The organism is Leclercia sp. UBA2479 (genome assembly GCF_002341985.1).
GTDB classification, from domain to species: domain Bacteria; phylum Pseudomonadota; class Gammaproteobacteria; order Enterobacterales; family Enterobacteriaceae; genus Enterobacter; species Enterobacter pneumoniae.
Window position 1 is genome coordinate 209,361 of record NZ_DDPB01000003.1, and the last position, 12,717, is coordinate 222,077.

General features: G+C 55.1%; 13 protein-coding genes. 10 read left to right on the forward strand and 3 right to left on the reverse strand.

Translation table 11 applies throughout. The features are described from left to right. Window positions 1-57 precede the first annotated feature (57 nt). Entirely contained in the window at window positions 58-537 is a 480-nt protein-coding gene (locus B3B59_RS02835) for a GlcG/HbpS family heme-binding protein (RefSeq protein ID WP_286808038.1), read from the forward strand. A 31-nt stretch (window positions 538-568) separates the two neighbouring features. Here the strand turns inward: B3B59_RS02835 and B3B59_RS02840 are convergent, their stop codons facing one another. Continuing rightward, the gene (locus tag B3B59_RS02840; RefSeq protein ID WP_046885940.1) at window positions 569-709 is read right to left on the reverse strand and encodes a hypothetical protein; all 141 of its coding nucleotides are present in this window, start codon (window positions 707-709) and stop codon (window positions 569-571) included. 259 nt (window positions 710-968) lie between these two features. Between B3B59_RS02840 and fhuE the strand changes: the two genes are divergently transcribed. Continuing rightward, window positions 969-3,128, forward strand: a complete 2,160-nt coding sequence (gene fhuE, locus B3B59_RS02845; RefSeq protein ID WP_286808039.1) for a ferric-rhodotorulic acid/ferric-coprogen receptor FhuE — start codon at window positions 969-971, stop codon at window positions 3,126-3,128. A gap of 144 nt (window positions 3,129-3,272) precedes the next feature. Beyond that, on the forward strand, window positions 3,273-3,908 hold the full coding sequence (locus B3B59_RS02850) for a carbonic anhydrase (protein ID WP_040075960.1): 636 nt from the start codon (window positions 3,273-3,275) through the stop codon (window positions 3,906-3,908). A 27-nt stretch (window positions 3,909-3,935) separates the two neighbouring features. On the opposite strand, the gene B3B59_RS02855 is transcribed toward B3B59_RS02850, so the two are convergent. Beyond that, complete coding sequence (locus B3B59_RS02855; protein WP_286808040.1) at window positions 3,936-4,871, reverse strand: LysR family transcriptional regulator; 936 nt, start codon at window positions 4,869-4,871, stop codon at window positions 3,936-3,938. A 99-nt stretch (window positions 4,872-4,970) separates the two neighbouring features. On the opposite strand from B3B59_RS02855, the gene B3B59_RS02860 reads away from it, so the two are divergent. After that, window positions 4,971-5,405, forward strand: a complete 435-nt coding sequence (locus tag B3B59_RS02860; RefSeq protein ID WP_046885942.1) for a DMT family transporter — start codon at window positions 4,971-4,973, stop codon at window positions 5,403-5,405. A gap of 3 nt (window positions 5,406-5,408) precedes the next feature. Further along, window positions 5,409-5,867, forward strand: a complete 459-nt coding sequence (locus tag B3B59_RS02865) for a DMT family transporter (RefSeq protein ID WP_286808041.1) — start codon at window positions 5,409-5,411, stop codon at window positions 5,865-5,867. Window positions 5,868-5,891: 24 nt separating this feature from the next. On the opposite strand, the gene B3B59_RS02870 is transcribed toward B3B59_RS02865, so the two are convergent. Then, entirely contained in the window at window positions 5,892-7,490 is a 1,599-nt protein-coding gene (locus tag B3B59_RS02870; protein WP_286808042.1) for an FAD-NAD(P)-binding protein, read from the reverse strand. Between the two features lie 194 nt (window positions 7,491-7,684). Here B3B59_RS02870 and glgS point away from each other — a divergent pair, with 194 nt between their 5' ends. The 5 genes from glgS (at window position 7,685) to tssL (ending at window position 12,716) form a co-directional block, all read left to right on the forward strand. After that, the gene (gene glgS / locus B3B59_RS02875; protein WP_212477963.1) at window positions 7,685-7,885 is read left to right on the forward strand and encodes a cell surface composition regulator GlgS; all 201 of its coding nucleotides are present in this window, start codon (window positions 7,685-7,687) and stop codon (window positions 7,883-7,885) included. Between the two features lie 757 nt (window positions 7,886-8,642). After that, entirely contained in the window at window positions 8,643-9,134 is a 492-nt protein-coding gene (gene tssB / locus B3B59_RS02880) for a type VI secretion system contractile sheath small subunit (RefSeq protein WP_286808043.1), read from the forward strand. Between the two features lie 42 nt (window positions 9,135-9,176). Beyond that, window positions 9,177-10,712 (forward strand): type VI secretion system contractile sheath large subunit, encoded by a 1,536-nt coding sequence (tssC, locus tag B3B59_RS02885; RefSeq protein WP_286808044.1) that lies wholly within the window; start codon window positions 9,177-9,179, stop codon window positions 10,710-10,712. Between the two features lie 13 nt (window positions 10,713-10,725). Next, window positions 10,726-12,066, forward strand: coding sequence for a type VI secretion system baseplate subunit TssK (gene tssK / locus B3B59_RS02890; protein ID WP_286808045.1), 1,341 nt, complete (start codon window positions 10,726-10,728; stop codon window positions 12,064-12,066). Further along, the gene (gene tssL / locus B3B59_RS02895) at window positions 12,063-12,716 is read left to right on the forward strand and encodes a type VI secretion system protein TssL, short form (protein ID WP_286808046.1); all 654 of its coding nucleotides are present in this window, start codon (window positions 12,063-12,065) and stop codon (window positions 12,714-12,716) included. Before tssK ends, tssL begins: the two co-directional genes overlap by 4 nt. Window position 12,717 lies beyond the last annotated feature (1 nt).

A 12,717-nucleotide genomic window follows, 5' to 3' on the forward strand; every position in this document is an offset into this window, starting at 1 on the left:
CGTTTCATCGCGCGCTTTCGTACTCTGTGCCTGTTTCCCCTCACAAGAGAATGAGCAATGAAAAAGAGAATGATGGCAGCGGCCCTGATCGCGGGTCTGGTAAGCGTATCGGCACAGGCGCAGTCTGTCGCTCAGAAGAGCCTCTCATTGACCCAGGCCAATGCCCTGGCGACGGCGGCCATTCAGGCCTGCATGGCCAAAAACTATCAGGTCACGGTGACCGTGGTCGATCGCGCAGGCGTGGTAAAAGCCGTCCAGCGCACGGATAACGCGGGCCCGCATACGGTTAAGGCCAGTGAGATGAAAGCCTGGACTGCGCTGAGCACCAAAAATTCCTCCGGCAAGGTGATGGAGGCGGCGCAAAACAATGCCGTGGCACAAAACATGCGTGATGTTCCGGGCTTCTTACTGCTGGCGGGTGGGCTACCGGTGAAGGAGGGGGATGAGGTGATTGGGGCCATCGGTATCGGCGGCGCACCGGGGGGCCATCTTGATGAAGCCTGCGCTCAGCAAGCCATTGAAGGCCTCGATAAGTAATAAAAAGCCCCGAGGTATCGGGGCCTTTCATTTAGATCTTGCAGGCGTCGCCGCAGTCGTTGTCCGCGATAATTTCCTGAGCTTTCTTATCTGCATCTTCCAGACGCTCTGCGTTACGCTCTTCTGCCTCATCCAGCCCGCTAAAGACCAGATTATCGAGATCGATTTCCATACATCACCTGCTTTATCAGTTTGATCATCGGCTCAGTATAGGCAGGTGACAGGCAAACTGCACGTCGCAATCTGTGCGGTTACCGCGACGTTTCACACTGCACTGCATGGCGAGATTGTTGACGAGCGCTATACATTTGCTGACATATCCCTTACATTGCCCTCCTCATAATAAAACAAATAGTTCTCATTACTATTCGCATTGACGCGTCGCAGGCATCAGACGCAGGCGTAAAAGACGAAAAAGGGCAGGGCACAAAATGACATTTATACGCAGAAAGCGTGGCAAGAAACTCGGCGCGTTGACCCCACTCAACTCGCTTACCGTCTCGCTGCTGGCGGTGGCAATCCATGCGCTGGTGCAGCCGGCATATGCCGCTGACGAAGCAGACATGGTGGTGTATGGCAGCGGCGAAAACACGGCTGAGTCACAGCAAAACTATGCGGTAAAAACCACGCGGGCGGGCACGAAAATGGTGCTGGCACCGCGCGACATCCCCCAGGCGGTGAGCGTGGTAACCACCCAGCGGATGGCGGATCAAAACCTCCAGTCGGTGGATGACGTCTTAACCAACGCCACGGGCGTTTCGTCCCAGGCCATCGACAGCGAGCGTAGTTATTACTATTCGCGCGGCTTTGCGATCACGAGCTTCTCTTACGATGACATCCCCACCGCCACGGGCGATGCGTGGAACTACGGCGACGCGGCGGGAGATACCGCCATCTATGATCGCATTGAAGTGGTGCGCGGGGCGACCGGGCTCATGACCGGGGCTGGCGATCCGGGGGCCTCTATTAACATGGTACGAAAAACAGCTGCCTCGAAAACCCCCGCAGCGAATATTAGCGCCAGCTACGGCAGCTGGAATGCACAGCGCTACGTCGCCGATCTCGCCACACCGCTTAACAGCGACGCCAGCCTGCGCGGGCGAGTGGTGACGGGGTATCAGGATCAAGACAGCTGGCTGGATCGCTACCATAAAAGAAAGAAATTCCTCTACGGCGTGGTGGATGCCGATCTGACCGAACGCACAACGTTATCGCTGGGCTGGGATTATCAGCAGAACAATACCGCTAATCCAACCTGGGGCGGCCTGCCGAGTCTTTATAGCAATGGCACCAGAACCCATTACAACCGCAGTACCAACACGGCGGCCGACTGGACGGGTTATGAGGTTGAATCACGTAAGGTCTTCGCGACCCTCACCCACGCCTGGGATAATGGCTGGACATTCCGCCTTAACGGGACGCACGGAGAGCAGACCTTTAACGATACCTTGCTGTATGTGATGGGCAACCCCGATGTGAACACCGGCGAAGGCACCACCGGCTGGGGCAGTAAAGATCGCGGCGAACGTAAGCTCGACGCCTGGGATGCGTATCTCAGCGGCCCCTTCGAGCTGCTGGGACGCCAGCATCAGCTGATGGCGGGAGCCAACTATAGCCGCCAGCATAATGCGACCGAAAGCCGCGATGGCCCGCTGGACAGCGAGCAGATGGGCATTTTTAGCAATAACTGGGACGGCAGCGTAGCAGAACCGACCTGGGGCGACTGGTATCAGAATGCGGATGATGTTGTCCGGCAGAAATCAGCCTACACCGCAGCACGGTTGTCGATCACCGATCCGCTGTCGCTGATTCTGGGGGCGCGTTACACCCAGTACAACACCAACGGCAGCAGCGGTGAGATGCGTAAATATAACCTCACCCCATATGGCGGCGTGGTTTATGACATCACCGACAGTTTGTCGGGCTACGCCAGCTATACCTCAATCTTCTCACCGCAGACAAAACGCGACACCCGCGGCGCATGGCTCTCGCCGGTGACCGGCAAAAACTACGAAACCGGTTTGAAAGCCGACTGGGCGGATGGCCGCCTGACGACCAATCTGGCAATTTTCCGCATTGAGCAGGAGCATGCCGCCGAGGCGATCAGCGGCCAGTTTGTTAACGGCTCCAGCGAGCAGGCCTATCAGGAGACGGAAGGCGCGGTGAGCAAAGGGGCTGAGCTGGAAGTTAACGGTGCCGTCACCGATAATCTGCAGCTCACCTTCAGCGCGACGCGTTACGTGGCGCGGGATAAGCGCGGCCGGTTTAACAGCTATGCGCCGCAAACGCAGCTCAAGCTCTTTACCCGTTACCAGCTTCCGATGCTGCCGGAATTGACAGTCGGCGGCGGCGTGAACTGGCAAAACCGGGTCTACAAAGACGTGACCGGGCCTGATGGCGAGACGCAGCGCCTCCATCAGGGCAGCTATCCGCTGGTGGATCTGTTTGCTCGCTATCAGCTGACCCGACAGCTAGCGGTGCAGGCGAACGTCAGCAACCTGTTTGATCGTGAATACTATTCATACCTGGATGACTCCGCCGTCTATGGCGATCCCCGTCACTTCTCGGTGAGCCTCAATTACCAGTTCTGATTTTCCTTCCCCGGCCTGGCCGGGGATTTTCTTGCAAAACGTGTCATCTCGCTTAATTCCCCTTCCGGTTTTACCTGCCGGTGGTACACTTTAAAACTGTGATCTTTGTCATGCAGTCATTAAAACCGAAAAAGAGACAGTGCTATGCAACATATCATTGAGGGTTTCCTCAACTTTCAGAAAGAAATTTTCCCACAACGTAAAGAACTGTTCCGCAGCCTGGCTTCCAGCCAGAACCCCAAAGCGCTTTTTATCTCCTGCTCCGACAGCCGCCTGGTACCGGAACTGGTCACCCAGCAGGAACCGGGACAGCTCTTTGTGATTCGTAACGCGGGCAACATCGTTCCGTCATTCGGCCCAGAGCCTGGCGGCGTGTCAGCAACCATCGAATATGCGGTGGTTGCGTTGGGCGTGACCGATATCGTGATTTGCGGTCACTCCAACTGTGGCGCGATGAAAGCCATCGCCGCGAACCAGGATCTGGAGCCGATGCCGGCTGTCGCCCACTGGTTACGTTACTCAGACGCGGCGAAAGCGGTAGTGGATAAGAAAAGCTGGGAAAACGAGACAGATAAAGTGAACGCGATGGTGCAGGAAAACGTCATTGCGCAGCTTAATAACATTAAAACCCATCCGTCTGTCGCGGTCGGTCTGCGTAACAACGCGCTGCGCCTGCATGGCTGGGTCTACGATATTGAAAGCGGCGTGATTCATGCGCTGGATAAAAACAGCAAATCGTTTGTTTCGCTTTCGGATAATCCGGACGTTTACTGCGAATAATCTAAACGCGGCTCAGGCCGCGTTTTTTTATCCCCTCTGCCAGTAGAGGGGTGAGCCAAACGCCTCCAGATAGTAATCAATGACCGCCCTGACATTCAGAGAAGGATGACGCGCATCGGGATAAAGTGCCGAAATCAGTTGCGGCTCGGTATTGATGGTCGCCTCAAGTTCGGGCAGTAGCGCAACAAGTTCCCCGCTTTGCAGCTTATCGCCAATCAGCCAGTCCGGAAACAGCACCAATCCCATACCCCCCAGCGCGGCGATGAGCAAAGCCTCCGCATTGTTAGACGTCATCAAGGGCGACACCGGGTAGTGCGTCCAGTCAGCGCCCATCGCGCGGAAAAACCAGCGGTTAGGACCCGAAGAACCCCGGTACACCAGACAACGGTGAGATGAAAGGTCGTCAGGGCTCGCAGGCGTGCCAGAGTGGCGAAGATAGCCGGGGGCGGCGGCCAGATGATACACCTGGCGTCCGAAGGTACGGGCGTGAAATGACGAGTTGGTCAGCGCGCCGATGCGAAAGATCACATCAGCAGCGTCCTTATGCGGATCAATATAGTCGTCGGTCAGAATGAGCTCGATATCCAGTCCCGGATAGCGCTCGCTCAGGCCCGGCAGGGCAGGGGCAACGTGCCGCTGGCCGAAAAACACCGGAGCGTTAATACGCACCAGACCGGTGGGCTGCTGGGTTCTGGCGGCTAGCTCCCGACGCGCCTCGTCGAGGCTACGAGTCATTTCTCGGGCATAGCGGATAAACAGATGACCATTTTCGGTGGGGATGATTGAGCGCGTGTTGCGATAAAAGAGCTGCTGACCGAGCGCATCTTCGAGCTGATGGATCACCCGCGACACCTGTGAAGCCGAGATCCCCTGTTGGCGTGCCACCACGGAAAAATTATGCGTTTCATAGACTTCTATAAAAATAAGCAAGGTACGCAGGGTGATACTACCCGAATCGGTCATTGATGCAGATCCTGCAAAGGTGTTTATCCGATTGTAGCATTTTTCTCATGAATACAAACGCGTACCCTTCCGGACCTGAACAACAAAAGAGTTACTACTATGCAATTTTTATTGATCGGGTTAGTCATTGCCGGAGGGATGGGACTGTCCGTAGAGGCCGGTCTGCTGGGGCCGCTGGGACAAGAGGTGGGCGATTTATGGGCAACGTTGAGCATATTTGGCGTAGGCGCGGCATTAACGTTTTTGCTGATGCTCTTTTTTAGTCCACGTAATGCGCCTTCGTATTTTTCGCAACCTGGTTGGCAGCTGCTGGGCGGCATTCTTGGGCCGGTTTACGTCATTATCCTGACGGTTACCACCCCAATGATCGGCATTGCGCTAACGATGATAGGTATTCTGGCCGGGCAGGTGTTCAAAAGCCTGGTGATAGATCATTACGGCCTGTTTGGTACGCCGCACCGTAAAATTGACCGTAAACGGCTTCTTGCGCTGGTGTTTATTATTGCCGCGCTCATTTTCGTCGCGCAGGGGTAGGATATGACGATAGTAATGGTTATGCTCGCCGTGATTGGCGGGGCGATGTTGAGTATTCAGGCTGCGATTAACGGGCAGCTTGGCAGTAAAGTGGGGGTCTTCAAGAGCGCGTTTCTGACCTTTTCTGTGGGCGCATTGGTGACGTCGCTGCTCATCCTCTTCTTTGAACCCGCTCATCCGGTCACGCTGCTGGATGTTCCGAAATGGCAACTGGTCGGCGCCCTGTTTGGCGTCCCTTACATCATTATTATGGTGATAGCGGTGCAGCGCATCGGCACCGCCGTAGCCACGGTGGCGGTCATTTTTGGGCAACTGGCCATGAGCCTGCTTATCGACAATTTTGGCTGGCTGGGCAATGCGGCTATCCCTTTTTCCTTCAACCGCTTTGCCGCCGTGATCTGCCTGGGCATTGCCCTGTGCTTTATCTACGCCAGCAGCGTTGCTGAAAAACGTCGCTCATAGCGCCCCCGTTGTGTCACGCCGACGCTAGGCTAAGCGTCGGCGTATCCGTTGCGACGGAGAGAGAATCGCCCTCGCCATGGCGGCACCAATGTCAGCACTTTCGGTCAGACCCTGCACAAAGGGTCGGTCCTGCATCAGCCATGGCAGGGCACCAAAGGCGATGCGGCCTCGTGCTTCGACGGGATCGTGCAGAGTGTAATTCTCGGTCACGTCCGGAATGTCGTCCCCGACGGCCTGAACCTGTTCGCGCAGGCGTGGGAACGGCAGATCTTTGGTTTTTAGTGCCCGCTGACCGCGTGCGTCAATATAGACATCAAATTCATAGCGCCGCTCGTCAGTGGTAATGATGGTTCGGTCTTCCTGAATATCCAGACGATAGTCTGTGCCCAGCGCGATAATGTTGATGATCCCCGCCTCACGCAGTGCAAGCAGGCGGCGAATCGACTGCGAGGGGATTGCCGCATAGTTATCGATAAAGACCCGGGCCAGGCCGGATTTAAACCGTTTTCTGTCGTCATCGTTCAGGTGAGGCACGATCTCCTGAACCGGCTCATGCATACGCAAAATAGCGTATCGCCAGGGGACGGTATGCTTGTTACGTTTGTTCTCCTCGACTTCACGCAGATTCTCTTCGGCCCATTTAAAAGGGTCATGCTCACGACGTTCAGCAAACCAGGCTTTTGAGAAGCTATCTGCATCATGGGTCGCAAGCGCGATATGGTCACTCCAGGCCGGATCGGCAAGGCTCATCTCCTCTACCATCAGGGCAAAGACGCGGTCGAGTAACCCCTCCGGGCCCTGTTCGATTTCAGCCTTTAGCGCGGCGTCTGTGACCACCTCAAGGGGCTCGTAGGGCAGCGGACAGTAAAAGTCCGCTTCGGGAAACACTCCGGTGCGCGACATTAACGCTACCTTCAACCCTTCGCGGCCATCATCGAGCTCAAAGCGGCATGGCTGTGAATCAGATTCGATAAACGTCCCGTGCTGGATCACCACCGCCATGGCCGCATCGAGACCACTCAATGAGGTGCCCATAATGCCCACCCGACAGGCCGGAACCGTTGCTTCCATCAGGCCGGACCAGGGGCTTGGGAAATACGTGCGGCTAGACTCCTCTTCATCCGGCCAGACATGCCCGGTAGCAATCGCAACAAAATCATAACTACGCGGCTCGGGTGCCGAATCTTCCCACAACATGACCCCGTCTTGTGTTGCTTGCAGGTCAGTAACCTGACAAGACTCTTTTATCTCAACGTCGAAGCCTTGTTTTTTCGCCTGTTCCACGCAGGCGAGAAAGCGATCGCGCAGGTATTCGCCCAGAAGCAAGCGGGGCAGAAACTGGCGATCGTGCAGGGAGTCTCGTGCAACGTCATAACGGGCCAAATGTTCAACAGTTTGCAGACGTAGCCAGTCGAGGTAAGTCATAAAGAGAGGGGGGATTTCGATACTGGCGATGTTGGCCAGCATCATCCTGGAGTTATCGTCACGGCTGTACGGCATGCCGATACCGGCTTTATCACCCTGTTCATAAACCGTAATCGATAACGCTTCTTTCGCCTCAAGCAACGAAAAGAACGTGTAAATCCCTGTGGGACCCGAGCCGACAATCGCTATTTTTTTCATTTTTTTATGCATCCTTATCTCAACGCCATGCCGAAAAAAGTCCTGTAGATCAAGTGTGGACGAAAAATGTGAAACCCGGCAGGTCTGGCGGGTAAACGAGGCACGAAGTGCGTAAAAAATGTTCTGCCACAGGCGAATACTGACTTCAGAAAGCATATGACCTTGCGATAAACAACAATCAGGAGGGAGATGCTATGAACGAACACAATCCGTATTCCGTCACCAATTTTGACTTTCTGGCGCGCAGTTTTGCCCGGATGCAGGCGATGGGACGACCCGTTGATATTGGTGCTGTCACTGGCAATATGAATGACGAACAAAAGGTCTGGTTTCGGGAAAGATATCAACGTTACCTGGAGCAGGCGACAAGGGCAAAGGAAAAAGCGCTGAGCTAATCATCACGATCAACGGGCTTTCGGGCCCGTTTTCTTTTCGTCGAAAAGGGTGATTAAAAAGAGAGGCACTGAGATTCAGCAGAATGGTGCGTCCGGGTGAATCCGTCCACCGCCCCCCATTCTGTCAATCGGTTAGGGCTACCAACATATTCTGTTCAGATAATAGCGACCTGCCTGGACATTTACCTGACGAGATACTTTGTAGGTGGTGTCAACGCTATCTCTTATTTCTGCTGTTGATTTTGCCTTCAGTATCGAATGAAAAGAATAGTCTGCGGTTCGTCTCCGGCGCTGCATAATCAGAATGAAGAAGCCCGCAATTCTCTCTGAAAGTCTTAAACCAAAAATGCTTGAGATATTTTTTGTCTGATAATGGAGTCAATCTCAGCGCAGGCCTGCAAGAACAGGCCGAAGAATATTCTTAATGAAATAATCTCCATAAAAGCAGTAATAAAGATACGTTGTTGAATGGAGTGATCTACATCAATAAATAATGATAATTTCGATATAAAAGTAATGATTTTTATATTAATAGCCTATATGTCTAGCCTTTTCAAACAAAGCAGCTAATTTCTCTTATCTGTCAGGCATGCGTAATGTTAATCATATTCTCAATGAAGAAGAAAATTCTTAAGTAATTTCTTATGGCGGCTCAAAGATCTAAAATGTTGATCTTTATTAGTGGTTTACACTATTATCGCTTTTGCAATAAAGTGCCCATCCACTCAATAAACATTTTGCAAGGAAAGGGAATGCTATGGCTGACACGTTCCAGAATGAAGTGCCAAAAGCTCGAATAAATTTAAAATTGAGCCTGCATACAGGGGGCGCGCAGAAGAAAATCGAACTGCCGCTTAAACTCCTCACTATGGGTGATTTCAGTAATGGCAAAGAATCCCGGCCATTGTCTGAACGAGAGAAAATCAACGTCAATAAAAACAACTTCAACAGCGTACTTTCAGAATTTAATCCAGAGGTGAACCTGAGCGTTAAGAATACGCTGGCAAACAGTGACTCCGCAGAAAATGTAAAACTGAATTTTTCCGATATCAAAGATTTCGAGCCAGAACAGGTTGCTCGTCAAATACCTCAACTTCGCGCCATGCTGGCAATGCGTAATTTATTACGCGACCTTAAATCCAATCTCCTTGATAACGCCACTTTCAGAAAAGAGCTCGAGAAAATTCTCAAAGATCCGGCTCTGTCTCAGGAATTACGCGACGAAATGAGTGCGCTGGCCCCGAAATAACCGTCGGGCCTCTCTTTTAATGGATTAATCGGGAACATGCTGATGACTGTCAATACTGAAACTGCTGCGGCACCGGGTCATACTACGGTGCTGGAAAAAGAGAGCGTTTACGCCTCCCTGTTCGAAAAAATTAATCTGACGCCGGCTTCCCATCTTGGCGATATCAACGCCTTTATGGATGATGCTGCCCTTGCCGATGCGCCTGCGGGCGAGCGTTTGACGGCGGCGATGCAGGTCTTTATGGACTGTATCCGTAAATCCGGGCAGCAGGTGGAAAAGCTCGACAAGACCTTGATCGACCACCATATCGCCGAACTGGATCACCAGATTAGCCGCCAGCTTGATGCGGTAATGCACCATCCTGAATTCCAGAAAGTCGAATCCCTGTGGCGTGGCCTGAAACAACTGGTCGACAATACTGACTATCGTCAGAACGTAAAAACCGAAATTCTGGATGTGTCCAAAGACGATCTGCGTCAGGACTTCGAGGACGCGCCGGAACTGATCCAGAGCGGCCTCTACTGGCACACCTACACCGCCGAATATGATACCCCGGGCGGTGAGCCGATCGGTTCGGTGATCTCCTCTTACGAGTTTGACGCCAGCCCGCAGGACATCGCGCTGCTGCGCAACATCTCCAACGTCTCAGCCGCGGCACATATGCCGTTTATCGGCTCCGTTGGCCCGACATTCTTCCTGAAAGACTCCATGGAAGAGGTGGCCGCGATTAAGGATATCGCTAACTACTTCGACCGCGCCGAATACATCAAGTGGAAATCCTTCCGTGACACCGACGACTCCCGCTACATCGGGCTGGTAATGCCGCGCGTGCTGGGCCGCCTGCCGTACGGTCCGGACACCGTGCCGGTGCGTAGCTTCAACTACGTTGAGCAGGTGAAAGGCCCGGATCACGAGAAATACCTCTGGACTAGCGCGGCGTTCTCCTTCGCCTCCAATATGGTGAAGAGTTTCATCAACAACGGCTGGTGTGTGCAGATCCGTGGCCCGCAGGCGGGCGGGGCGGTGAAAGATCTGCCTATCCACCTGTATGATCTGGGCACCGGCAACCAGGTGAAAATCCCGTCAGAGGTGATGATCCCGGAAACCCGCGAGTTCGAATTCGCCAATCTCGGCTTTATCCCGCTGTCTTACTATAAGAACCGCGATTACGCCTGCTTCTTCTCGGCGAACTCTGCCCAGAAACCGGCGCTGTACGACACCGCCGATGCGACCGCCAACAGCCGCATCAACGCGCGTCTGCCGTACATCTTCCTGCTGTCGCGCATTGCCCACTACCTGAAGCTGATCCAGCGTGAAAACATCGGCACCACCAAGGATCGCCGCCTGCTGGAGCTGGAGCTGAACACCTGGGTGCGGGGTCTGGTGACCGAAATGACCGATCCGGGCGACGCGCTGCAGGCATCCCATCCGCTGCGCGATGCGAAGGTGGTAGTGGAAGACATCGAGGACAACCCGGGCTTCTTCCGCGTGCGTCTGTATGCGGTGCCGCACTTCCAGGTGGAAGGGATGGACGTGAACCTGTCTCTGGTCAGCCAGATGCCGAAAGCGAAAGCGTAAGGCGGTAGCAGGGATGAAAATTTATCGTCCGTTATGGAGTGACGGGGCGTTTCTGGCCCCGCAACAGTTCCAGCAGCAGGCCCGCTGGGATGCGCACGTTGCTGATAACGTCGCGCGAATGGCGCTGGCGCATCCCTGGGGTGTGCTGTGCGCTGAGTTTGACGACAGCGCACTGTCGCTCTCCCGCCTCAATGCCACGCGTCTGGCGGTACGTTTTGCCGACGGAACGTTGGTGGACACGGATCTGGCGGATAACCTGCCGCCGGTATGTGATGTGTCCGCAGTGGGGCAAGAGAGTGTGGAGCTGCTGCTGTGTCTGCCCCTGCTCAGCGCGAACGGCGGTAATCTGGATGACGGGCGCGACAGCGCCCGTCCTCGTCGCTGGATGTCTGAGCGGGTGACGGTTCAGGAGCTTGCCGGTCATGAACGTAGCGATCTGGCGGTACTGCGTCATGCGCTGACGCTGCGGCTGTCCACTCAGGAAAACAGCGCGTACCTGACCTGCCCGGTGGCGAGGCTTACCCGCAATACGCAGGGGCAGTGGGTTCGGGATGCCGAATTTATCCCACCGCTACTGTCGCTGGAGGCCAGTCCCGTCCTGACGGGTGAACTCAGGGATCTCCTGCACCGCCTGTCAGCACGACGTAAGCGTCTGATGTCGATGCGACGTGAAAGCAATGAGCGGATGGCGGATTTCGCCGTGGCGGACGTTTCCCTGTTCTGGCTGCTTAATGCCCTAAATAGCGCCGAGCCCGTGCTGACAGAGCTGCACCAGACGCCGACACGCCACCCTGAACTGCTGTATCGGGAGCTGGCACGGCTTGCCGGCAGCCTGTTGACGTTTTCTCTCGAGCACAACGCCGACGATATACCTCCTTACCGGCACGACGCGCCGGAGCGGGTGTTTCCGCCGCTGTTTACCCTTCTGGACCATCTTCTGGAGGCCAGCCTGCCGTCGCGGGTTATCGCCATTGCGCTGGAACAGGGTGAGGACCAGGAAATCTGGCGCGGAAAACTGCACGATGCGCGGCTGCGCGAAGGCGCGGATTTCTATCTCTCCGTGCGTTCTTCCATGCCAAACCACGAACTGCAGACCCGCTTCCCGCAGCTGTGTAAAGCAGGCAGCCATGACGATGTGTCTGAGGTGGTCAATATCGCCCTGAGCGGCATGGTCATTAAACCGCTGAGCCATGTCCCTGCGGCTATCCCGCTGCGTCTGGAGAACCAGTACTTTGCGCTTGACCTGTCCACCGATGCGGCCCGCGCCATGCTGGAAGCAGGAAACTGCACCTTCTACACGCCGCAATCGCTGGGTGACGTGAAACTTGAACTCTTTGCGGTGCTGCGCTCATGAATACCCCGGATATAGACCTGATTAACCAAACGTTTTATCCAGGCTGGCTGATGGTCAGCCAGTTGCGAAGTGGCCATGAGATACAGGACGGCGAGGCGCTTTACCGCCGCGCCTGCCGGTGGGTGAAGGATGCCCGCGAGTCTCTGACTCAGGCGGGCTTCAGCGAGCTGAGCTGTGACCGGATGTTATATGCCTACTGCGCCCTGCTGGATGAGAGCGTGCTCAACCGTGACAGGCAGGATGATGGCTACCGCAGGTGGCGTAAAGATCCGTTGCAGGCCCGGTTTTTTAGCACCCTGAACGCGGGTGAAGAGCTGTGGGAGCGCATCCGCCTCATCCTGCGGGAACCCGCGCCGGATGTTGCGGTACTGACCTGCCTGTACCGGACGTTACAGCTCGGTTTTGTCGGCGAATACCGTGCGCAAGATGACGAGCGGCGCGAGGACGTCATCCGTGCGCTCAGCGAGCATGTCCCGCCCTTTACCCTGACGCAGGATTCGCCTGTGGTGGTCAAGGCACCAGGGCTGCGCAGTGGACGCAGGCTCTACTGGCTGGGCTGGGCGGCAGGCTTTGTGGTGCTGGTGGCGCTGTGGTTCACCTTTTCCTCAGTACTGGCGCAGATGGTGTCACATATTGCAGGGCAGGGATAAG